The sequence below is a fragment of the Novosphingobium sp. PhB57 genome, assembly GCF_004342985.1.
In the GTDB taxonomy this organism is placed as follows: Bacteria; Pseudomonadota; Alphaproteobacteria; order Sphingomonadales; family Sphingomonadaceae; genus Novosphingobium.
Window position 1 is genome coordinate 502415 of record NZ_SMBO01000003.1, and the last position, 22231, is coordinate 524645.

Here is a 22231-nt window from a genome sequence, read left to right on the forward strand (position 1 = left end):
CCGCCTTGCGACGCCGCCCTACGACAGGGAAGCGAGCAGCGTTTCGGCCCGCCCAAGATCGCGATCCTGGGCGGGTCGTGACATATCGTGCCGGGCCTGCTCGACAAGCGCCCTGGCCTCATGGGCCTTGCCCTCCTGGACCAGCGTCGCCGCCAGATCGAGCGCGGCGCGCAGTTCCCACGCACGGGCGCCCTGATCGCGGGCGAGACTGCGCGCTTCCTCCAGCAATGCCCGCGCCGCGCCTGCCTCGTCGGCGCTGGCCGCACCGACTATCGCGGCCTTGATCCGCAGCAGTTCCGGCAAGGCGATGCGCTCTTCATTGGCGGTGCAGCGGGCAATGGTGGCATCGACGACCTGCCGCGCATCCTGCAGCCGGCCCTCCGCGGCCAATCCGCGCGCCAGGGCGATCGAGAACGGCGTCGTCAACAGATCGTAGCGCGCGGCGCGCAGAAGCGAGAGGCTCTCCTGCAGCGCCAGAACGGCCGCGGCATGATCGCCCCGCTCCACGGCCACTTCGCCCCGGAAACCCCCGGCGGCCGCGATATAGGGGCCGAGCGCGTTGACTTGGGCGCTATCGGTGAAAGCTGCCAGCGTCTGGTCCACCAGCGCCATCTCGCCCATCCACAAGTAGACCGAGAAAGCCCATATGAGCGCGATGCAATGCGTTACCGGGTGATCCAGCCCCGCCGCCTCGCGCACCGCCTGCTCTGCCAGAGCGCGCGCGGCCATGGGTTCGCCGGAGAGCCACAGGGTCCGCGCGAGGGCAATGGTGGACCGGTTGCGATGATCGAACCCGAAAGCGATCGTCCGGCTGCGCTCGGAAGGCGGACTGGCCGCCAGCGCGCGTTCCAGGTCGTGCCGGGCGCGGGTCTGGTCGCCTGCCAGGTGATGGGAGATACCCGAAAGCGAATAGGCCACCGCCAGGGCTTCGGGTTCTCCGATCGCCTCGGCAATCTCCACCGCCCGTTCGGCATGGCGCGTGGCGACTTCGTATTCGCCGATGCGCTCGTGGAAGATGTGCAGGCGGGCCAGCGTGCAGAGCTGCCCCCAGCGATCTTCCAGCGCAGTGCCGATGTCCAGCGCGCGGGTGAGCGCCGCCCCTGCTTCGGGACTGTTGCCGCGGGTGAACATCAGCGCGATGCCCAGCGCGCTCTGCAGTTCCAGTTCCATCGCGCTGCCGCGCTGCTCCGGCTCCAGCGCCGCGATGGCGCGGGCCGCCCAGGTGCGACACTCCACGAGGTGCGACAGATTGAGGAAGACCCGCAGGCTGGCGGCGGCCAGACGCACGGCGAGCTTCAGGTCTCCCTCGGGCCCGAAGCTCCAGTCCAGGGCGCTGCGAATGTTGCCCAGCTGCGGCCGAAACGACCGCGGATCCTGGAAGGCGGCGGCATCCTGCGCCGCGATCGCTTCCAGTTCCGTCAGGAAGAACGCCGCATGACGCCGGGTGGTGGCCCGAAGCTCCTCCGGCCCGCGCCCGGCAAGCTTTTCCTTGGCATAGGCGCGGGTCATCTCCAGCAGCCGATAGGTCCCCGTGCCGCGCAGGCGATTGGGCGAAATGAGCGACTTGGCCGTAAGTTCGTCGAACGAGGCCGCCACTTCGTCCGAACCGAGCGCGGCATCGCTCACCACATAGATGGCGGCATCGATCGAGAAGGGGCCGACGAAGACGGAGAGCCGGTCCAGCACGGTTCGTTCGGCCGGGGAGAGCAAGTCGTAACTCCAGTCCAGCGCGGCGCGAAGGGTCTGCTGGCGCGGCTGCGCGGTGCGCCGCCCTGCCCATGCCAGGCTGAAACGCTCGCCGATCTGGCGGGCCGTGGCCGCCACCCCGTGAGCGGCGACGCGCACGGCCGCGAGTTCGATAGGCAGGGCCATGCCGTCCAGCCGGAGGCACATCCCGGCGATGAGGCGGGCATCCTCCGCGTCGATTTCCAGCGCGCTGTCCGCCGCCCGCGCCCTTTCGCAGAACAACTGCACGGCGGGATAGGCCAGCAATTGCGCCCGCGTCATGCCCTCCGGATCCTCGGGATAGTCCAGCGCGTCGAGGCGGTGGACATGTTCCCCCCTCACCCGCAACGGCTCCCGCGAGGTCGTGACGATCCGCACTTGCGGCGCGGCCTCGGTGATCCGCTCGACGATCTCTGCCGCCTGCTCCACGACATGCTCGCAATTGTCGAGCAGCAGCAGGAACGGCCGGTCGCGCAAGTGGCCCAGGATCACCGCGGCGGGATCGCCGCTATGCACGGATATGCCCATGGCCCCGGCGATCATCGGCGGCACGAGCGAGGGGTTCTCCAGCATGCCGAAGTCGACGAAAGCGGCATCGCCCGCGAAGCGCGCCGTCAGCCGATGGCCGATCTCGACCATGAGCGACGTCTTTCCCACGCCGGCCGGGCCGGCGATGGTGAATATCGGCGTATCGACCACGCGGTTCAGCAGGAGTTCCACATCGCGCTCACGGCCGATGAGGTGCGGCAGCGGCGGCGGGATATTGGTCGTGAAGCCTTCGGCCACCTTCGGTGTCGTGACGTCCGGCGGGGAACCGGCCTCCGCCGGTCTCTCGACCGGGGCGACGAAGGCGTAGCCGACGCCGACTTGCGTGGCGATGTAGCGCGCGCCGCCACCCTGATCGCCCTCGCCCGCCCCGCCGCCTTCTCCTGCCTTACCTTCGCCCAGAATCTTGCGCAGGCCCGCCATGTGGAAGCGCAGGCTGCCGTCTTCCACCACCACATCGGGCCATACGCGCCGAAGCAGTTCGCGTTTGGACAGGACGCGGCCGGGCTGTTCGGCCAGGGCAACGAGCAAGTCGAACGAACGCCCGCCGATCTCCACCGGCTGTCCGTCACGCGTCAGCAGACGCGCCCCGGGAGAGAGGCAGAACGGCCCGAACACCATCTGCTCGCCGAACGCCGGGTTGTCCTGATCCGCCACGATATCGCCTGTCCTCTGGATCCCCGCCTGCCACTATGTGTCGACGGGATCACACAAACCTGACTAGGCGTTTTCAGCAGTTTCCTTCCCAGATCAAGACACGGTGCGCAAAGGAGGGCGGGATTATCCAAATGTAACCGAATAGGCGCGGACGCCCGGCTGCGAGAATTCGATGCGAACCGTGCGGTCGGTGACGGCGCCGTGCTGGCGGACGATCTGGTAGAGCCGGTCCTGCCGCAACTCGCCCCAGCCGGCCGCGTCGGTATCCGCGCCATGATCGGCGCCGGGGGCCGCGCCGTCGATGGTCACCCGGAAGCGCACGGGCTTTCCACCGGCAGGCGCGCCGAGCACGAAGTGGGCATCGCGGGCATGGAAGCGAAAACGAATGGCGCCGTCCGAACCGCCCGACACCGCGAAATCCGGCCCCACGCTCCAGTCGCCGGACAAGTCCCAGCGGTTCAAGGGCAGCGCCCGCGCGGGAGCATAACGATGTGCGGCATCGCGCTCGAACCCGCCGGGCGAGGCGAAGGCGGCCGCCTTGGCATAGCCGAGATAGGCTTCGGGCGATTTCAGGTTGCGCCAGTCGGCCTCGGCTTCGATGCCTTGCCCCGTGATCGAGGCCAGCGGCACACCCGAAACGTCATGGCCGGCCTCGGTCAGGAGCTTGCGCAGCAGTTGCTCGGCCTGGTCGTAACCGCCTTCTCCCACGCGATAGGCGCGGACCTGGCCTTTCGCGTCGATGAAATAGAAGCCCGGCCAGCCCTCGTTCGAAAAGGCGCTCCAGATCGCATAGTCGTTGTCCTGAAGGTTGGGATAGCCGATGCCCAGCGCGGCAATGGCGCTGCGGACTTTGGCGGGATCGTGCTCGAAGCCGAACTCCGGCGCATGGACGCCGACCACCTGCAATCCCTTGTCTCCATAGCGATCGCTCCAGGCACGCAGATAAGGCAGCGCCCGCAGCGAGTTGATGCAGGAGTAAGTCCAGAAATTCACCAGCACCACTTTGCCGCGCAGCGTCGGAGCGCCCTGCGGCGCCAGCCATGGCCGCGCCCGTTCCAGCAGGTCGATCGGTCCGATGCGGGAGGGAGTGGCTGCGGCGACGGCGTCGCCGTCCTGCAGCGGGCGGGCCAGCGCCTCGCGGCAGCAGAGCGCCGTCGTGCTTCCTGCGGTCATGAGGGCGGCGGCGATGAAGCCCAGCGAGCGGTTCGTTGTCATGGCGGATGGCTCCCTTGGATGGAGCCCGCGTTCTAGGCGCCGGGAAGGCAGTCCTGCACGCCAGCTTGCGTTAGCTGCGCGCAGTTTCGCCCGGGGCGGCGGCGCACAACAGGCGCTAACGCGGCATCACCGCAGCTAACGGGCATACCGCGACGATCCCTCTACTTTGTCCGCCACACGGCCCGGAGACCGGCCAAGGAGAAGAGAGATGATCGCAGACAATCTGACATCGCGCCGGAATTTCGTGGCCGGGGCGGGAACCGCCGCGGTGGCCCTGGCCGCCCTGCCCGGCACGGCCCGCGCGCTGGCAGCGGACGATGCACTCGGGGCGGCCGCCATGCCCGGAAAGGCCGGTAGCGTCCGCCCGTTCCGGGTCACGGTGCCTGCGGAGCGGATCGCGGCCATGAAGCGCCGTATCGCCGAAACCCGCTGGGCCGATCCCCAGCCCGTGGAGGACGACAGCCAGGGCGTGCGCCGCCAGACGTTGCAGCCGCTCATGGCCTACTGGGGCGGCGCCTACGACTGGCGGCAGGTGGAGGCCCGCCTCAATGCCCTGCCGATGTTCATGACCGAGATCGACGGGCTGGACATCCACTTCATCCATGTGCGCTCCCGCCATGAGAACGCCATGCCGATGATCCTCACCCATGGCTGGCCCGGCTCTGTCCTGGAATTCCTGAACGTCATCGCTCCGTTGACCGACCCGACCGCCCATGGCGGCACGGCCGAGGATGCCTTCCACCTCGTCATCCCCTCGATCCCGGGCTTCGGGTTTTCGGCCAGGCCGACCACGCCGGGTTGGGGATCGGACCGGATCGGCCGCGCCTGGTCCACGCTGATGCTGCGGCTCGGTTACGACCGCTATGTCAGCCAGGGCGGCGATTGCGGTTCGGTGATCTCTCAGCGCATGGCGCTTCAGCATGTGCCGGGCCTGCTGGGCATCCATCTCAACATGCCCGCCGTGGTCCCGGCCGACATCGCCCGGACCCTGGCAGCGGGAGATCCCGCACCCGGCCAGCTCTCGGCCAAGGAACGCCGGGCTTTCGAGCAGCTCCAGGCCTTCTATCGCGATAACTCGGCCTATGCCGCGATGATGAACACCCGGCCGCAGACCATCGGCTATTCGCTGGTGGATTCGCCCGTGGGCATGGCCGCATGGATGTACGAGAAGATCGCCCAGTGGACCGACAGCGGCGGGCAGCCGGAGCGCGTCCTGGGCCGCGAGGCGATACTCGACGACATCTCGCTCTACTGGCTCACCGAAACCGGGGCCTCGGCCGCGCGGATCTATTGGGAAGACCATTCGAACAACTTCAACGCGCGCGGCATCATCGACCTGCCCGTGGCCGTCAGCGTCTTCCCGGGCGAGATCTTTCGCGCGCCCAAAAGCTGGGCCGAGCGCTGCTACCGCAACCTGTTCTACTTCAACGAGACAGAAACCGGCGGCCATTTCGCCGCCTGGGAGCAGCCCGCGCTCTTCGCCCGGGAACTGCGCGCCGCCTTCCGCCCCCTGCGCTGACGAACCCCTCAAATAAAAGGAGAATACCCATGTCCGACATCAAGACGCTCTATACCGCCGAAGTCCATGTCACCGGCGGCCGCGAAGGCAAGGCCCGCAGTTCCGACGGGCGCCTCGACATCGCGCTGTCCACCCCCGGCACGGCAGGCCAGGGCACCAATCCGGAGCAGCTCTTTGCCGCCGGCTGGTCGGCCTGTTTCGAGGGCGCGATGGGCATTGCCGCCGCAACCAGGGGCGTGACGCTCCCGAGCGACCTTTCCATCGATGCGCATGTCGAACTCCGCCACGGCCCGGACGGCTATGCGCTGGCAGCAAGGCTCGATGTCCATGTGCCCGGGCTCGAACCGGACCTCGCGCGCCAGATCATCGAAGCGGCGCATCGCACCTGCCCTTACTCCAAGGCGGTGAAGGGCAACATCGACACCGTCGTGGCCCTGGCCTGACCCTGTAACGGAGATTTCCATCATGAAGACTGTCCTTGCCGGCGCACTGGCCCTGGCTGCAGGCGCGCTCGTTCCCTATGCCGCGGCAGAGGCGCAGACGCGCACGCCGACACCGAAACCGACGATCGTGCTGGTCCACGGCGCCTTTGCGGATTCCTCCAGCTGGAACGGCGTCATTTCCGTGCTCCAGCACGACGGATATGCCGTGGTCGCCGCGCCTGACAACTTGCGCGGGGTCCGTGCGGACGCCGCTGTCGTTTCGGACGTGGTGAAAAGCATTGCTGGACCCGTGGTGCTGGTCGGCCATTCCTACGGAGGGTCGGTCATCTCCGAGGCGGCCGATGGACTGCCGAGCGTCAAGGGGCTGGTCTACGTCTCCGCCTTCGCGCCGGATGCGGGCGAGACCGCATTGGGTCTGACCGGCAAGTTTCCCGGCAGTACGCTCGCTCCGGCGCTGGCGCCGCCCGTCCCGATCGCGGGCGGCGGCAAGGATCTCTACATCCTTCAGGCCCGTTTCCACGACCAGTTCGCAGCCGACTTGCCAGCAGCGGAGGCACGCCTGATGGCGGCCGGACAGCGCCCGGTGGCCGAGGCCGCGCTCTCCGAACCCTCGACCGCGCCGGCCTGGAAACATGTGCCTTCGTGGTTCGTCTATGGCGATGCCGACCGGAACATTCCGCCGGCCGCCCTGCGCTACATGGCCGAGCGCGCGCAGTCGCGGCAGACGGTAGTCGTGAAGGGCGGCTCGCATGTCGTCATGGTGTCGCACCCGGCCGAAGTCGCGGCGCTGATCGAGCGGGCCGCCATGGCAAAATAAGACAGGAACGCCGGTGCGGGCGATAGTGTCCCGCACCGGCGTCATGGCCAGCGACTGGCGGCAAGCGGGCGATCGATGTCGCCCGCTTCAGCGTGCGTAGTCGGTGAAGACCCGGTCCGCACCCGGCTCGCCCCCGTCAAGCCTGGCATGGCAGGCGGCGCAGGAGCGTGTCAGTGCCTCGTCGGGGTCAGGCTTTCCGTCCTCGAACTGGCCGTAGCCCCATCCGCCGCTGGCCGCATAGCGCCGCGCATCCTTGACGCTGACCTGGACGTTAGTGGCCGCCCCCGCCACGAAGGACTGCGGAGCGGGAAACACCGCATCGTTCCGGGGCGACGATTCGAAGCGCCAGGCCAGCCGCACGATCACCGCGCCATCGGGGAACGGCCGCGTTCCCGCGCGATAGGCGCGCAAGGCGATCTCGTTGCCTAGGATCGCACGGATGTCGTTGTTCTTGCCCGCCTCGTGCGCGACGCTGATGAGCTTCCAGTCGCGGTAGCCCTCCGGTAACCTCACGCCGTAGACAGGAGCCGCTTCCGTCTGCCGGTCCTGGGCCGCCACCATGGTGGACAGGCCCAGGACCGCCGCAGCCAGCGCGAGGCAGCAGGCACCGGGACGCAGCGTCATGCCAGCTTCCCCGCATCGAGCACGGCCTTGGCGAAGGCCTCAGGCGCCTCCTGCGGCAGGTTATGGCCGATCCCGCCGGTGATGAGGCGATGCTCGTAAGGGCCGGAGAACTTCGCGCGGTAAGCGCCAGGTTCCGGGTGCGGCGCGCCGTTGGCATCGCCCTCCATGGTGATCGCGGGAACGGTGATCGCAGGCGCCGATGCAAGCTGCGCCTCGGCAGTGTCGTATTGCGACTCGCCCTGCGCCAGGCCGAGCCGCCACCGGTAGTTGTGAATGACGATATCGACGTGGTCCGGATTGGCGAAGGACGCGGCCGAGCGGTCGTACGTCTCGTCGTCGAAAGCCCAGCGGGGCGAGGCCTGCTGCCAGATGAGGCGGTTGAAGGCTTTGGTGTCGGCCGCATAGCCGGCGCGGCCGCGCTCGGTGGCGAAGTAGAACTGATACCACCATTGCAGTTCGGCCTTGGGCGGCAAGGGCTTGGCATTCCCCGCCTGGCTGCCGATCAGGTAGCCGCTGACCGAGACCAGCGCCTTGCACCGCTGCGGCCAGAGCGCCGCCATAATGTCCGCCGTGCGGGCGCCCCAGTCGAACCCGGCGACGATGGCCTGCCGAATCCCGAGCGCATCCATCAAGGCAATGCCGTCTGCCGCCAGCGCGGCCTGCTGGCCATTGCGCGGGCTGGTCGCCGACCGGAAGGTGGTCGTGCCGAAGCCGCGCAAGTGGGGAACGATGACGCGGTGCCCCTGCGCGGCCAGGATCGGGGCGACCTGGGCGAAGCTGTGGATGTCGTATGGCCAACCGTGGAACAGCAGCACGGGCTGCCCGGAAGACGGGCCCATTTCCACGTAGCCGATGTCGAGCGTGCCGGCAGCGATCTGCCGCACCGGCTCAAGAACAATGGATGCCTGCCGCACGGGCGCGGCCGCCATGGCGCTTTTCGGCCCGAGACCAGCCACCATGGCCGATGCCAGCGCCGCGGCGGCGGCGATGAATTCGCGCCGCCGGGAAGGGGTAAGAATGGGCGTTTCGTTGAGCATGACGACCTCCTTGTCTGTCAGGAGGTCATAAACGGGCCGCGCCGATCCGGCTTGTTAATTGGCGTGAGGTTCTGTGAGCGCAGCGGAAAACGACTTCATTTCAGCGCCCTGAACCAGAGCCACCCGTTCCGAAGGCCGAGCCGCCGCGTGCGATGGTTTCGATCCAGCGCAGGCGGCGGTCAGGGAGTGTCAGGGCCTGACAGGCGCCACGCGCCAGACGGTGTTCGAAAGATCGTCGGCCACCAGCAGCGCTCCGCCCACCGGATCGTAGGCGACGCCCACCGGCCGGCCGCGGGCATGACCGTCCTTGATGAAGCCGGTCAGGAAGTCCTGCGGCTTGCCGGAGGGGCGGCCATTAGCGAAGGGCACCCAGACCACCTTGTAGCCGGAGAGGTCCTGCCGGTTCCAGCTGCCGTGCTCGCCGACGAAGGCCCCTTGCGCGAAGTTGCCGCCGAGGCCCGTTCCCGTGACGAAGGACAGCCCCAGCGCGGCGACATGGGATCCCAGCGCATAGTCGGGACGGATCGCCGCACGCACCATGGCAGGCTTCTGCGGATGGACGCGGGGGTCCACGTTCTGCCCCCAGTAGCTATAGGGCCAGCCGTAGAAGCCGCCGTCGCGGACGGAAGTGAGATAGTCCGGCACCAATTGCGGGCCCAGTTCGTCGCGCTCGTTGGCCACTGTCCAGAGCTGGGCATTGGCGGGATTGATCGCCATCGCCGTGGGATTGCGCACGCCGGAAGCATAAGTCCGGTGCGCGCCCGTCTGCCGGTCGATTTCCCAGATCTGCGCCCGGTCCTGCTCCACGTCGAGGCCGCGCTCGCCGATATTGCTGTTGGAGCCGATGCCGACATAGAGCTTCGAGCCATCGGCAGAGGCCGTCATCGCCTTGGTCCAGTGATGGTTGATGCGCGAAGGCAGCTTCACGAGTTCCACGCCCGGACCTTCCGCGCGGGTCATGCCGTCGCGATAGGGGAAGCGGATCACCGCATCCTGATCCGCCACGTAGATGTTCCCGTCGGCATAGGCGAGGCCGTAGGGCGCGTTGAGCCCGGTCGCGAATTCGGTGCGCAAGTCCGGCTTGCCGTCGCCATTGGTGTCGCGCAGCAAGGTCACGCGGTTGCCGCCCTTCACCGAGGTCTTGCCCATGGACTTGATGTAGCCGGCGATCACGTCCTTGGGCCGCACGGTCGGCGCGTCCTGGCCGCCCATGCCTTCCGCCACGAGGATGTCGCCATTGGGCAGCACCAGGATCTGGCGCGGCACCTTGAGCCCGGTGGCGATGGCGGTGACGGCAAAGCCGGCCGGCGCCTTGGGCGCTTCACCGTTCCAGCCCGCCGGAGTGGCGATGTTCATGGGCGGCAACAGGGTCTGCCGCTGCTTCGGCAGGTCCGGCTGCGCGCCGGTCTGGTCGAGGTCGGGATTGCTGCTGCCGCAAGCCGCGAGCGCCAGCGCCGATGCGCCGATGGCGATATGGCGAAAGATCATCGGCCTGCCTCCACTGCCAGAACGCGGCCTTGCGAATGGCCCACCCAGCCCGCGGCAAGCGCGAGGATCGTGCTCAGAACCGAGAGCACCACGCCCATCGTTCCCACCGAAGCCCAACCGTCATGGCTGTGCTGGAAGGCGTTGAACAGCCCCGCGATCCACGCGAGCGCCAGCAGCACCGTCACCACGCCGTTATGGCGCCGCTCCATCGGCTCCCGCGCGGCCCAGGTTACGATGGCGCTCCATAGCAGTGCAAACCCGCCGAACAGCAGCGCGCCGGTAATCAGCCAGGCGGAGAAGTTGGTCCACTGGATCTGCGCGGTCTTCACGTAGGTCACGTCGGACAGCAGCGCGCTGGGAAACAGCGCGACTGGAAAGGCCATCAACAGCGCGTGAAGCGGATGAAGCGACCGGCGAAGCGGACGGATAGGCCGGACGGCCGGCTGCGCACTGAGCAAGGTGGATCTCCCGATGGGAAGGGATAAGTATCGCTCCTGCAAATGCCCGGTATGCCGTTTTGTTTCGTCGCGGGGCGTCGGTCCTGCTCATGGCACCAAGCTGGTCACCTCCAGCCGCTGGCCGGCATAGCTGGCGAAGCCGCCACTGCGCGGCTGGCCCTGCCCGTCGCGCGAGAAGTCGATCGCGCTGGGCCGCGCGCCCGAAAGCGGGCCGAAAGTCACTTTCAGCTTCATCTCACCCGGCTTCGGACCGGCCAGAACGATGTCGGCCTCATAGGTCGATGCACCGGCGGGATGGACATGCGTAGTCTCGCGGCCGTTGTAGAGGGCGACGCCATCGTCGCTGAAATCGACATAGGTCTTGGAGATCATCGCCGCTGTCCGTTCATAGGCGATGTACCCGGAGGTCCGGCCATAGACCTTCACGTTCACCGCCTTCGCCTGATCGGCCAGTTTCGGAACTTCGGTCATATCGGAAGACGCATAGGCCATCCGTTCGGGCGTCGCGCGCGCCTTCACCGCGGGGCCGGGCCGGTAATCGGGCAGCCGCACCATGCGGATGCGCTTCGTGGAACTGCCCCTGCGGTTCTCGATCCACATTCCCCTTTTGCCATCCGGATGCCAGGACAGCGGCGAGTTGAACACCCAGCCCGCCTCGGTACCCAGGTCCTTGCCGAGGTAGCCGTCCTGTCGCTGCGAGGCGGCGATATCGATGAGCGCCGGACCTATGCTGCCCTCACGCGAACTGCGCACGCCGGTAACGGCATAGGTATAGGCGAACATGCTCAGCCCCATGTTGAGCGCGGCGGGATAGGGCCGCGGCATCAGGCCCAGGATGGCCGGGTCGGTCTGCGCCGAAAACCGCGTCGTCATCGTCAGCCCCAGGCGTTCGTCGGGTGAGAAGATGGTGGTTTCGGTATAGCCAGGCGTATCGGTGACGGCCTGAAGGCCGCCGCTCGCCAGGTCCAGCGTGACCGAGTCCGGCAAGTCGCGCCTGATCGCCCCCACCAGCGAGAGCGCCGTGCCGCCGCGCACGAACTGCTTCACTTCGCCGCCGCGGACAGGCTGCGGGATCACCCCATCGGCATGGCGCGGGTCCGCGGCGAAAGGTTCGCGCGTGCTGACGATGCGCGGCGCGGTGATCCGGTAGCTGTCGCCTTGCCGCTGCAAGGTCCCCGTGAACACGGCCGCGGAGAAATTCGCGAAGAGCGTCGTCCAGGCGACGTGCCGGTTGTCAGGGGCGATCACCATTTCCGACCAGCGATGGGCGATATGATCGCCGTCGGCGACTTCGGACGGGTAGAGCACCGGGATCAATCCGGCCTTTTCGCAAGTTTCCAGCGGGGTCGCGCATTCGATCACGAAGTCGCCGAGGAATATCCGGCGATCGTCGGGAAAGACCATGAAGCGAAGGCCGTTGTCCTTCGGGCGCTCGGGGATCCGTCCCGCGAAGAACGGCCGAAGGGCGCTGCCGTCGTCGTTCATCGTCGCCAGCGTCAGGTCCCGCTCGTCGCCGCCGGCATGGCTTCGATAGGCGACGAGGACTTTGCCGGAGGGCGTGTACGTCGCCGAAATCAGCTGCTCGCCCTGGGCAAAAGGAACGGTGGCCAGATCGACCCGGCCGATGGGATCGGGATTTTGCGGCTCTGCCGCGGCATCGGCAGCGATGAGGAATATCGCGCTGCCCAGCAGCAATACGCGTGATGCGACAGCCATCGTTCCATTCTCCAGTCGGCGCGGTGGCTGCGCCTGCCTCATGATCGTCATGAATTGTGCCCGCGTTTTCGAGCATGGCGTGGCAGAGGCTTCGCAAATGGCGGTTCGCTGGCAAGAACGATTGCGTTAGCGGGTTGAACCCCTTGCAAATCCTTCGCTTTTCAGCCGCTTTTCCCGTTCGCGGTTCGCGAATGGGAAACCTGTTTGCGTGAATTGGCCAACCGGACCCAACGGAGTGGCTGGTCCTGCCACCTATCTCAAGTCGATTTTCGCTGCGTATGTCGCGGCTTCATGCGGGTGGCCTGCGAGGGGCCAGCATCGACTGCCGCCTCGACTGCCGCACGGGGAAGGTGTTAGAGGCCCGCGCCATTCACCCGGAAACACGAAAGACACGGCTTTGACGATCCAACCCGCCGCCGCCTTCAAGGACAATCTCCAGCAACTGCCTCCGATCGACGGCATTCAGCGCATCGACCTGCTCGACGAAACCGGCGCGGTCGTCGCCGGGATCGAGAACCAGCCGGGCAAGCAAGGCTCCCTGGCCGTCTACAACTACCTGAAGCAGTCCTTCGGTGCGCTCGATGCGGCTGCGGCCGAGCATGGCCTGGCTATCTTCGCCGAACACACCCCCGACGCGCGCAGCCGGCCCGGCGCCCATCCGAATGTCGACCTCCTGCTCGACATCGCCGCGGGCGGTGCTCCCCTGCGTATCGAGGTGATCTCCGCCGCCGGTTGATGGCAGGGCGCCCCCCCGGCCACATGCGAAAACGGCCTCCCCCGCCATGGCGGGGAAGGCCGTTGAAATCCGCCCGAAAGGGCTCCTATCGCATCAGAAGCTGACGCCCAGCGTACCGAAGACCTGGCGCGGTGCCGAGGAGTGGAACACGAGAATGGTTCCGTTGACATCGTCCGGTGCGAAGACGCTGTTGTCGAAGTTCGACGCATAGCGCTTGTTGGTCAGATTGGTCACGTTCAGCGAGAGCTTCGCGCCCTTCAGCGGTCCGAAGTCGCCAAAGTCGTAGCCAAGGCCGAGGTCCACGGTGACATAGCCACCGAAGCTCTGGTCGTTGGTATAGGTATAGTACCGGCGACCGGTATACTTGCCCTGTACCGAAGCGGAGAAACCGTCCTGCTTCACCGACAGGACACTCGCCAGCATTTCCTTGGGCGTATCGACCTGCTGCTTGCCCGCGGTTGCCTTGATGACGCAAGTCGCGCCGGTGCACCAGTTCAGATCGTCGTCATACGTGGACTTGTTGTACGAGGCCGAGTTGTACCAGTTCAGCCAGGGCAGCGGCTTCCACAGCACGCCCAGTTCCACGCCCTTGCTGGTGACGCTGCCGGCATTGTGGAACGAGTTGCCGCAGCCCGGATTCTGCTGCTGGTTGGTCGGGCAGGGATTGTACTGGAGCAGGCGGTTGTCGAACTTCACCCAATAGCCGCTGAGCGCGACCTGCAACTGGCTGCTGACGAAGCGGTAGCCGCCTTCGACGCTCTTCGAGGTCTCGGGCTTCAGGGTCTTGCCCTGCGCGTTCCACACGGTCTGCGAGACGGACTGCGGGCCCAGCTTGAAGCCGCCCTGGAACATGGCCATGTTCTCGGCATAGCTGGCGAAGAGTTCGTGCTGCGGGGCGACCTGCCAGTGCAGGCCGATTTCGGGCAGGAAGAAGTCCTTGGCCGTCAGGGAGCCGGTCGCGAACTGGCTGGAGGCCGGCGGCGGGGTCTTGGCGATGCCGTCCTGCGCCTCGGCGTCCGAGCGGGAGTACGTGCCCTTGAAGCCGAAGTCGACGGTGAGCGCGTCATCCAGCAGCTTGATCGTGTCCTGCACGTAGAACTGGCGGGTCTTCCACTTCGTTTCCTGCACCCACTGCGCCGTGTCCGGCTGGCCCTCCAGGAACTGCCCGATGTCGAACGGGCCGGTCACGTTGGTCCAGATGTAGCGCGCGGCGCTGCTCTTGTTTTCCTCGATCCAGAAGCCGGCCTGGAACTGGTTGAAGCCCACGTCCCAGCTCAGGCTGCCGAGCCCGCCGGTACGGTTGATGGTATAGCGCGTGTCGCGGATCTGCACCGGCACGTCATCGGCAGTGGTCGCCGTACCCTGCTTGGACCAGCCGACGATCCAGTTGTTGCCGGCGCCCTTGTCGGTATGGTGATAGACCTGAACGCGGGCCTTGATCGCCTTGGTGATGTCGAAATCGCCGGCGAGGTAGAACAAGTTGTCATTGCGCAGGATCTGACCGTTAGTGAAGGTCACGTCCGAGTTCTTCTGCGGTGAAGGCGCGGCAACGCACTTGGTGGGCGCGGTCGGTCCCGTCACCGAGCAATAAGCGCGGTCGAGGTACGACTGCCAGTCGGGCGCATAGCCGCCCCAGTCCCAACCGAGCCGACCCTGCATTTCCTTGGAGAGATAGGCATCGTCGGCCTGGTTGGTGCGCGAAATGTCGGCAAAGGCAGTAATCGTGCCGCCGGTGAAGGCGTACTTCGCCTTGCCGTTGAACTGCTTGCCGGTCGACTTGTTATAGGCGCGCTGGTTCACGAACAGGTCCTGTTCGCTGTAGTGGCCGGAGACATAGGCCGAAAAACCGCCATGCTCGCCGGTGTCGAAGCGCGCGAAAGTGCGCAGGGTATCTTCGCTGCCGACCGTCTGGCTGACCGTCAGGCCGATGTCCTGGTGCGGATCGCTGCTGAAATAGGTCAGCGCGCCGCCAAGGTTGCTGGTCGAAGGGATGCCAAGGCCGGCGATGCCCGTCGCCAGGTCGGCCCGGCCGAGGTTCTCGGAAATCAACGCGCGGCTGATCGAAAGGCCGTTGTAGTTGTTGTAGGCGCCGTCGCCCAGCGGCATGCCGTCCAGCGTATAGCCGAGGTGGGTAGTGCTGAAACCGCGCACCTGCAGCGAAAGGGACTGCTCGTTGACGCCCAGCGCGTCGATCGACTGCGCGCTCACGCCCGGCAGGAAGTTCAGCGCCTTCTGCACGCTGGTACCCGGCGGCAGGGCTTCGAGATTGGAGGGCAGCAGGGTCGAGACCGAGCGGGTCTGGCCGCTGCCGATCACGACGATGTCCCCGAATTCGCTGCCATCCGCATCACTGGGCGCGGTATCCTGCGCCTGGGCCATTCCGGGCGCGAATACTGTAAAGCCGGCAGCAACCGCCAACGTGACAACGGACTTGTTCAACACTTATACCCCCCTTGGATGCGAAAGCGCCGCGACGAGTTCACGGCGCCGGCAACTTTCCGGAGCGGGCCTATTTCACGGATTGGTGACGGTTTCGCTACAATGCGGAAATAAATCAGTAAAACTTCCCGAGCGTCGTCAGCGCGGTCGAAAAACGACCATGTCTGTTCGGATGTGCGGGCGCAGGTGCCGGCGCCGACTTGGGAAAGCCCTTGATCGCCGCCCGCAGGCCATTACACGACAGGCGATGAAAGCACCGGAAGCGCGATCCCCAGGCGGCGAGCCCACTATCGACGATGTAGCCGCCGCCGCGGGCGTTTCGATCCGCACGGTGTCCCGCGTCCTCAACAAGTCGCCAAAGGTCAACGAGAACACCCGCAAGTCGATCGAGGACATCATCGACCGGCTCAACTTCAAGCCGAGCCGGGGCGCCAGGGCATTGGCCATGCGCCGCTCGTTCCTGATCGGGCTGGTGCATAACGACCAGAACGCGCTGGTGCTCGATTCCATCCAGCGCGGGATCGCCAGAGTGGCATCGCCGAACGGCTACGAACTGGTGGTCCACGCCTGCCCCGATCAGGATGACGCCGTCATCGACGACGTCCTGGCCTTCATCGACAGGTCGAGAGTTGACGGCATCATCCTCTTGCCGCCGGTCTCGGGCGTACCGGGCCTGCCCGAAGCGCTGGATACCTGCCCCGTCACTGCCGTCGCGCTGTCATCCATCCCGATCGAGGGATTTGCAGGCGTGGTCCTCAGCGAGGAACGACAGGCCGGTGCCGAAGTGGCGCGCCATCTGCTCGGCCTGGGCCACCGCGTCCTGGGCCTCGTCAACGGGCCGGAGGGGGTCGCCTCCGCGCAGGAGAGGCGCACGGGCTTCCTGGGCGAAATCGCGAACCAGGCGGGGATCTCGCTGGCAGAGACCTCGGGAGACTACAGCTTCGCCTCGGGCGTCCTCGCGGCGGAAGAGCTGCTGAGCCGGGAGCCGCGCCCCACCGCCATCTTCGCGGCCAATGACATCATGGCCGCTGGGGTCATGAAAGTGGCCGCGACGCGCCGGATCGCGGTGCCCGACCAGCTCTCCATCGTCGGTTTCGACGGCAGCATCCTCACGCGCATGCTGACCCCCGCGCTCACCTCGGTCCTGCGCCCTTTCGGTGAAATGGCCGCCAGCGCCGCCGGGCAACTGATCGCGCGGATCGAAGGCAAGACGTCAACACCGACCACGCCCCATGCGCTGGAACTCGTGCCCGCCGAGTCCACGGGGCCCGCCCCGGCCTGACGCCGAAAGGGCCGCCCCTTTCAGTGGACGCAGGCAGGGTCGAGACGTCCCGCCGCCAATCCCGCGAGGCCGGCCTCCACCGCGCCGACGAAGCGGGGGTCCGCGCCGAGTTCGCCGAAAACCTCGCGCATCGCCAGCACTGCCCGCCAGTCTTCGGCGCGCTGGAGCAGCGGACCCGACAACGGATCGGTGATCGGCCGGCCCTCACGCGCGGCGGCGGCCAGGAAGCGCAGCCAGGCGGCGATGGGCAGCGCCAACCGCACGACCGGGCGGCCCGCTGCAAGAGCGGCGCGCACCGTGTCCAGCAGGCGATAGGGCAGCTTCTGCGATCCGTCCCAGGCGATCTGGGAAAGCAGGTGGCGGATCGCGGGATTGGCGAAGCGGGCCAGAATGTCCGAGATATAGGCCTGCAGGTCCAGCCCTGCCGGGGCGAAGACCGATGGCGCGATATCTTCGCGCATCAGGCGCTCGGCAAATGCGGCGAGTTCCCGGTCGGCCATGGCTTCGGCCACCGTTTCCAGCCCGCGCCCCAGGCCGATATAGGCCAGCGAGGAATGGGCGCCGTTAAGCAGGCGCAACTTGGCGGTTTCGAAGGGGCGAACGTCTCCGGTGAAAGTCACCCCCGCCAGGTCGAGCGCGGGGCGCTCCCCGGCGAAACGCTCCTCGATCACCCACTGCGTGAAGCGCTCGCGCTGGATGGGCCAGGCGTCCTCCTGCCCTATCGCTGCGGCGACACGCCTGCGCAGGGCGTCGTCAGTGGCGGGCGTGATGGAATCGACCATGGCGTTCGGGAACGCCGCATGATCGGCGATCCAGCGCGCGGTCTCGGGGTCGACCGCCTCCGCCAGCGCCAGGGTCGCGGCTTCCAGCTTGCGGCCATTGTCCGAGAGATTGTCGCAGCAGAGCACGGTCACGCCGGGCAGCCCCGCGAGACGGCGGCCCTGAAATCCGCGCACCAGCCAGCCGGTGAAGGATGACGGCATCCAGTCTGCGGACCGCGCGGCTTCGAGGTCCGCGGCGATGGCAGGGCTGGTGAAATCGAGCGTGCCCTCCGCGGCGAGGCAGTAGCCCTTTTCGGTCACGGTCGCGCTGACGATGCGCGTATCGGCATGGACCAGGGCCGCCAGGATCGCAGCGGGATCTTCGCGCGTGAGCACCCGGCCGATCGCGCCGATCACGCGGTAGTCGGTCTCCGCATCGAGGCGCGCCAGGGTGTAGAGCCCATCCTGCGGGTTCAGCGCATCGGCAACGCCGCGCGAATGGAGGCTGACCCCGGTCAGTCCCCAGCGAGGGTCTTGAGCCAGCAGCGTATCGAACGCGGCCGCCTGATGGGCGCGGTGGAAGGCGCCCGGCCCGAAGTGGACGACGCCCGGCCGCACGGCCGCGCGGTCGTACCGCGGCGCCGCGACCGAGCCCGGCAGCGCGGCCAGCGAGGCTTGCGAAAGGCGGGTCACGCCAGCTCCACCACGCGCGACGCCGGGGCCTCCAGGCCATAGGCCTTGCGCACGAGACCCAGGGTCAGTTTCTGCGCCAGCTCTGCCGCTTCCCAATCCGCCAGGCGATGCTCCGCGACGAGCCGCGCCAGAAAGCCGCAGTCGATGCGGCGCGCCACGTCGTGCCGGGCCGGGATCGACAGGAACGCGCGGGTATCGTCGTTGAACCCTACCGTATTGTAGAAGCCTGCGGTCTCCGTGGTCATTTCGCGGAAGCGGCGCATGCCCTCCGGGCTATCGTGGAACCACCAGGCCGGGCCAAGGCGCAAGGCGGGGTAATGGCCCGCTAGCGGCGCCAGTTCCCGCGCGTAAGTCGTCTCGTCCAGGGTGAAGAGAATGACGGTAAGACCGGGCTCGTTGCCGAACAGGTCGAGCATCGGGCGCAGCGCCTCGACATATTCGGTGCCGCGCGGAATGTCCGCCCCTTTGTCTCGGCCGTGGCTGGCGAAGAGACGCGCGTTGTGGTTGCGTGTGGCGCCAGGGTGGATCTGCATGGTCATGCCGTCCTCCAGGCTCATCCGCGCCATCTCGGTGAGCATCTGCGCCCGGAACAGCTCGGCTTCCGCGGCATCGGCCTTGCCGCCCATGACTTTGGCGAACAGCGCCTCGCACGCCGCAGTCGAGAGGTCGGCGGTGCGCGCGCTGAGGAAACCGTGGTCCGTCGCCGTGGCGCCCATCTCCCGGAAATCGGCGCGGCGCTTGCGGTGTGCGGCGAGGTATCCCTGCCAGCTCCCCACGTCCTCGCCCGAGAGCTGTGCGAACCGGGCAAGGTCACGCGCGAAGGAATCGTGCTCGGGATCGATCACCGAATCCGGGCGATAGGTAGTGACCACATTGCCCTTCCAGCCCGAAGCGCGGATCGCCTTGTGGTGCTTCAGATCGTCGCCCGCGCCTTCGGTGGTGGCGAGCAGTTCGATGTTGAACCGCTCGAACAGCGCGCGCGGCCGGAATGCGGGCGAGGCCAGCGCCTCTGCTATCGTGTCGTAGTAATGGTCCGCCGAACCGGCATCCAGCGTGACCGCGATGCCGAAGACTTCGGCAAAGACATGGTCCAGCCACATGCTGGAAGGCGTCCCTCGGAACAAGTGCCAGTTCGCTGCGAACAGACGCCAGGCCTCGCGCGGATCGGTATCGGGCAGAAGCCCGCCCTTGCGCGGCACGGCCAGCGCATCGAGGTCGATCCCCTGCGAATAGAGCATCCGGAACAGGTAGTGGTCGGGTGCCAGCAGAAGCTCGGTCGCATTGGTCCAGGCGGCATCGGAAGCGAACCACGCGGGATCGGTGTGCCCGTGCGGGCTGACGATCGGCAACCCCGCCACTTGCGCATAGAGTTCGCGCGCGATGGCCCGCGTGCCGGGATCGGCGGGGAACAGGCGGTCGGGGTGAAGCGAAAGCTGCGGCATCCGGAATCTCCTTGGCTGCCGTCCGAATATCGAGTTGTGCCAGCGCTGGCAATGGCGTATCGTCGGCCCATGATCGAGACTCTTGCCCCCTCCGTCGATGCCGTTCGAATTGCCCAGGAAGACGATGTCGCCGTCGCCCTGCACCCGCTCGATGCGGGCCGGGAAATTCGCCTGCCGGGCCTTCATGTCACCGTGCGCGATCCCATTCCCGCGGGTCACAAGTTCGCCGTCGCGCCGATCGCCGCCGGCGCAGCCGTCCACCGTTACCGCGCCCCGATCGGCCTGGCCACGCGCGACATCGCGGTGGGAGAGCACGTCCACTCGCACAATCTGAGCACGGCCCTGGCAGGTGAGAAAGCCTATGCCTTTGCCGGCCCCGGCCCTGCCGCAGCAGGCGCAAGCACGAACGCGGAGCGCACCTTCCGCGGCTATCGGCGTGCCGACGGCAGCGTCGGCACGCGCAACGAACTCTGGATCCTGCCCACGGTGGGCTGCGTCGGAAGGCTGGGCGAGCGACTGGCCGCCCAGGCCAATGCCGGAATGGTAGCGGGCCCGGAGGGGGCAGAGGGCGTCCACGCCTTCAACCATCCCTTCGGCTGCTCGCAGCTTGGCGCGGACCTGGACGGCACTGCCGCGATCCTCGCCTCGCTGGCCCTCAACCCCAATGCCGGCGGCGTGCTGCTGCTGGGGCTGGGCTGCGAATCGAACCAGCTCGATGCATTGCTGGAACGCATTCCCGAAGTGCGCCGTTCGCGCTTGCGGGTCCTGCGCGCCCAGTCCGAAACGGACGAGTTCTCCGCCGGCCAGGCCCTGATTGCCGAGCTTCTGGCCGAGATGGCAGGCGACAGCCGTGAAGACGTGCCCCTATCGGCGCTGCGCCTGGGCGTGAAATGCGGCGGCTCCGATGCCATGAGCGGATTGACCGCCAACCCGCTGATCGGCCTGATGGCCGATGCCGTCACCCAGGCCGGCGGCGCCGCGATCCTGACGGAGATTCCCGAAGTCTTCGGCGCCGAGAACCTGCTGCTGGAACGCGCCAACAGCCAGGAAGTGTTCGACAGCCTCTCCGCGCTGGTGAACGGGTTCAAGCGCTACTTCCTCGATCACGGCGAACCGGTCTCGGAAAATCCCAGCCCCGGCAATATCGCCGGCGGGATTACCACGCTGGAGGAAAAGTCGCTGGGCGCCGTGCAGAAGGGCGGCCTCGCCCCCGTGCGCGACGTGATCGGTTATGGCGAGCGTATTTCGCCGCTGCGGGCGCAAGGCGGCCTGACGGTGCTGGAAGGTCCGGGCAACGACGCCGTGTCCACCACTGCGCTGGCGGCGGCGGGCGCAACGATCACACTGTTCTCGACCGGCCGGGGTACACCGCTGGGCAGCCCGGTGCCGACGATGAAGATTGCCTCCAACCACGATCTTGCCGCGCGCAAGCCCGGCTGGATCGATTTCGACGCCGGCATCGCTCTGGAACAGGGCATGGAAACGGCGGCAGAGGCGCTGCTCGACCGGATCCTCGCGGTGGCCAGCGGCGAACCCGCGCGCAACGAAAGCAACGACGAGCGGGCCATCGGCATCTGGAAACGCGGCGTCACGCTCTAGCGCCCACGCCGGGGATCACAAAGGCTTGCCGCAAGCCTCCATCGGCAGCGAAAACTGCGGATCGGTCAGGAAGCTGTGGTCGGTAAGGCTCTCCAGGAAGGCGAGCAGCGGCGGCATGTCCGCGCTCTGGACGGCTTGTCCGTGCGCAGCGATCGCATCGGCCAGCGACGCCGCCGAACCGTCGTGCAGGTAAGGAGCCGTCACGGCAACATTGCGCAGACCGGGCGTGCGGAAGCGCCCCAGGTCGTCCGGAGAGGCGGATATCTCCGCAAGCCCGGGATCGGCGCCTACCGGGCCGATCCTGTGGAACTTCGCGTCCGTGAGATCGGCCCCCGCGTGGCACCCCGCGCAGTCGCGCCTGAAGGTGGTCAGCCCCTGCCGCGCCTGGCTTGAAAGCGCGTCTGTCTCCCCGCTCTCGAAACGATCCCAGGCGCTGCCGCGGGAAACCAGCGTCCGTTCGAAAGCGGCCAGCGCCCTCACCACGTCGGCATAGTCGATCCGCCCCCGGGATTGCGGAAAGGCCTTGCGGAACAAGCTGCGATAGCAGGGATCGCGGCCGAGCCGCCGGGACAGTTCCGCTTCCTGCCCCTTCATCGCCATCTCGACCGGGTGCTCACCCAGGATCGGCACCGAGGCCTGCGCCTCCAGCGTGGCCTGCCGCGGATCGGCCCAGGTCAGCGGCGAAAGCCAGGCGAGGTTCTGGAGCGCGGGCACATTGCGCCGCCCCGGATCGTCCAGCGCTCCGGCATGAGTGCGGTTTCCGTCCGCGAATGCGTGGTGCTGCTCGTGACAGGTCGCGCAGGACATTGTGCCGTTGATCGAAAGGTCGGCATCGTAGAACAGGCGCCGCCCCAGTTCGACTTTGACAGCGCTCATCGGATTGTCGGCGGGGATCGGGGGTGCGTCCGCGCCCCAATTCCACGCGCCGCGCTCCCCGGCCAGGGCGCCCGAAACGGCCGTGGCCAGCAGCAGGAGGCCGATCAGCCCGTAACGCATCGCGGCCTCAGGACAGGCGAGCGACGCGTGACGGGCGG

Annotated in this window: 17 protein-coding genes; 6 read left to right on the forward strand and 11 right to left on the reverse strand. The window is 67.3% G+C overall.

The genetic code is table 11. The features are described from left to right. Positions 1-18 precede the first annotated feature (18 nt). Positions 19-2928 (reverse strand): winged helix-turn-helix domain-containing protein, encoded by a 2910-nt coding sequence (locus EDF58_RS12900; RefSeq protein ID WP_243654229.1) that lies wholly within the window; start codon positions 2926-2928, stop codon positions 19-21. Positions 2929-3051: 123 nt separating this feature from the next. Continuing rightward, entirely contained in the window at positions 3052-4143 is a 1092-nt protein-coding gene (locus EDF58_RS12905) for a redoxin domain-containing protein (RefSeq protein ID WP_132265990.1), read from the reverse strand. A 208-nt stretch (positions 4144-4351) separates the two neighbouring features. Between EDF58_RS12905 and EDF58_RS12910 the strand changes: the two genes are divergently transcribed. From EDF58_RS12910 to EDF58_RS12920, 3 genes are read left to right on the forward strand one after another with little or no spacing between them, the layout of a single operon-like run. After that, positions 4352-5662, forward strand: coding sequence for an epoxide hydrolase (locus EDF58_RS12910; RefSeq protein ID WP_132265992.1), 1311 nt, complete (start codon positions 4352-4354; stop codon positions 5660-5662). 29 nt (positions 5663-5691) lie between these two features. Then, positions 5692-6105: an organic hydroperoxide resistance protein gene (locus tag EDF58_RS12915; protein ID WP_132265994.1), complete on the forward strand. Its 414-nt coding sequence runs from the start codon at positions 5692-5694 to the stop codon at positions 6103-6105. A gap of 22 nt (positions 6106-6127) precedes the next feature. Beyond that, positions 6128-6922 (forward strand): alpha/beta hydrolase, encoded by a 795-nt coding sequence (locus EDF58_RS12920; RefSeq protein ID WP_132265996.1) that lies wholly within the window; start codon positions 6128-6130, stop codon positions 6920-6922. A gap of 87 nt (positions 6923-7009) precedes the next feature. Here EDF58_RS12920 and EDF58_RS12925 read toward each other — a convergent pair whose 3' ends face one another. The 5 genes from EDF58_RS12925 to EDF58_RS12945 form a co-directional block, all read right to left on the reverse strand. Then, positions 7010-7546, reverse strand: a complete 537-nt coding sequence (locus EDF58_RS12925; protein WP_132265998.1) for a cytochrome P460 family protein — start codon at positions 7544-7546, stop codon at positions 7010-7012. Further along, on the reverse strand, positions 7543-8583 hold the full coding sequence (locus EDF58_RS12930) for an alpha/beta hydrolase (RefSeq protein WP_132266000.1): 1041 nt from the start codon (positions 8581-8583) through the stop codon (positions 7543-7545). The genes EDF58_RS12925 and EDF58_RS12930 overlap by 4 nt, the downstream gene beginning before the upstream one ends. Positions 8584-8772: 189 nt before the next feature. Beyond that, positions 8773-10071 carry a sorbosone dehydrogenase family protein gene (locus EDF58_RS12935; protein ID WP_132266002.1) on the reverse strand — a complete coding sequence of 433 codons (1299 nt, stop codon included), beginning with the start codon at positions 10069-10071 and terminating at the stop codon, positions 8773-8775. Next, positions 10068-10529, reverse strand: coding sequence for a DUF2231 domain-containing protein (locus tag EDF58_RS12940; RefSeq protein ID WP_347812889.1), 462 nt, complete (start codon positions 10527-10529; stop codon positions 10068-10070). The genes EDF58_RS12935 and EDF58_RS12940 overlap by 4 nt, the downstream gene beginning before the upstream one ends. An 87-nt stretch (positions 10530-10616) precedes the next feature. Then, a complete protein-coding gene (locus EDF58_RS12945) occupies positions 10617-12245 on the reverse strand; it encodes a hypothetical protein (protein ID WP_132266006.1) in 1629 nt (542 codons plus the stop codon). 397 nt (positions 12246-12642) lie between these two features. Here EDF58_RS12945 and EDF58_RS12950 point away from each other — a divergent pair, with 397 nt between their 5' ends. Beyond that, positions 12643-12981 carry a DUF2322 family protein gene (locus EDF58_RS12950; protein ID WP_207912951.1) on the forward strand — a complete coding sequence of 113 codons (339 nt, stop codon included), beginning with the start codon at positions 12643-12645 and terminating at the stop codon, positions 12979-12981. 93 nt (positions 12982-13074) lie between these two features. Here EDF58_RS12950 and EDF58_RS12955 read toward each other — a convergent pair whose 3' ends face one another. Next, positions 13075-15423: a TonB-dependent receptor gene (locus EDF58_RS12955; protein ID WP_132266008.1), complete on the reverse strand. Its 2349-nt coding sequence runs from the start codon at positions 15421-15423 to the stop codon at positions 13075-13077. A 244-nt stretch (positions 15424-15667) separates the two neighbouring features. Here EDF58_RS12955 and EDF58_RS12960 point away from each other — a divergent pair, with 244 nt between their 5' ends. Further along, entirely contained in the window at positions 15668-16702 is a 1035-nt protein-coding gene (locus EDF58_RS12960; RefSeq protein ID WP_132266010.1) for a LacI family DNA-binding transcriptional regulator, read from the forward strand. A 20-nt stretch (positions 16703-16722) separates the two neighbouring features. Here EDF58_RS12960 and EDF58_RS12965 read toward each other — a convergent pair whose 3' ends face one another. Both EDF58_RS12965 and uxaC read right to left on the reverse strand, forming a co-directional pair. Continuing rightward, complete coding sequence (locus EDF58_RS12965; RefSeq protein ID WP_132266012.1) at positions 16723-18156, reverse strand: mannitol dehydrogenase family protein; 1434 nt, start codon at positions 18154-18156, stop codon at positions 16723-16725. After that, on the reverse strand, positions 18153-19598 hold the full coding sequence (gene uxaC / locus EDF58_RS12970; protein WP_132266013.1) for a glucuronate isomerase: 1446 nt from the start codon (positions 19596-19598) through the stop codon (positions 18153-18155). The genes EDF58_RS12965 and uxaC overlap by 4 nt, the downstream gene beginning before the upstream one ends. Before the next feature lie 69 nt (positions 19599-19667). Between uxaC and EDF58_RS12975 the strand changes: the two genes are divergently transcribed. After that, positions 19668-21197, forward strand: a complete 1530-nt coding sequence (locus tag EDF58_RS12975; RefSeq protein WP_132266015.1) for an altronate dehydratase family protein — start codon at positions 19668-19670, stop codon at positions 21195-21197. Positions 21198-21212: 15 nt separating this feature from the next. On the opposite strand, the gene EDF58_RS12980 is transcribed toward EDF58_RS12975, so the two are convergent. Continuing rightward, entirely contained in the window at positions 21213-22193 is a 981-nt protein-coding gene (locus EDF58_RS12980; protein ID WP_207912953.1) for a cytochrome c peroxidase, read from the reverse strand. Positions 22194-22231 lie beyond the last annotated feature (38 nt).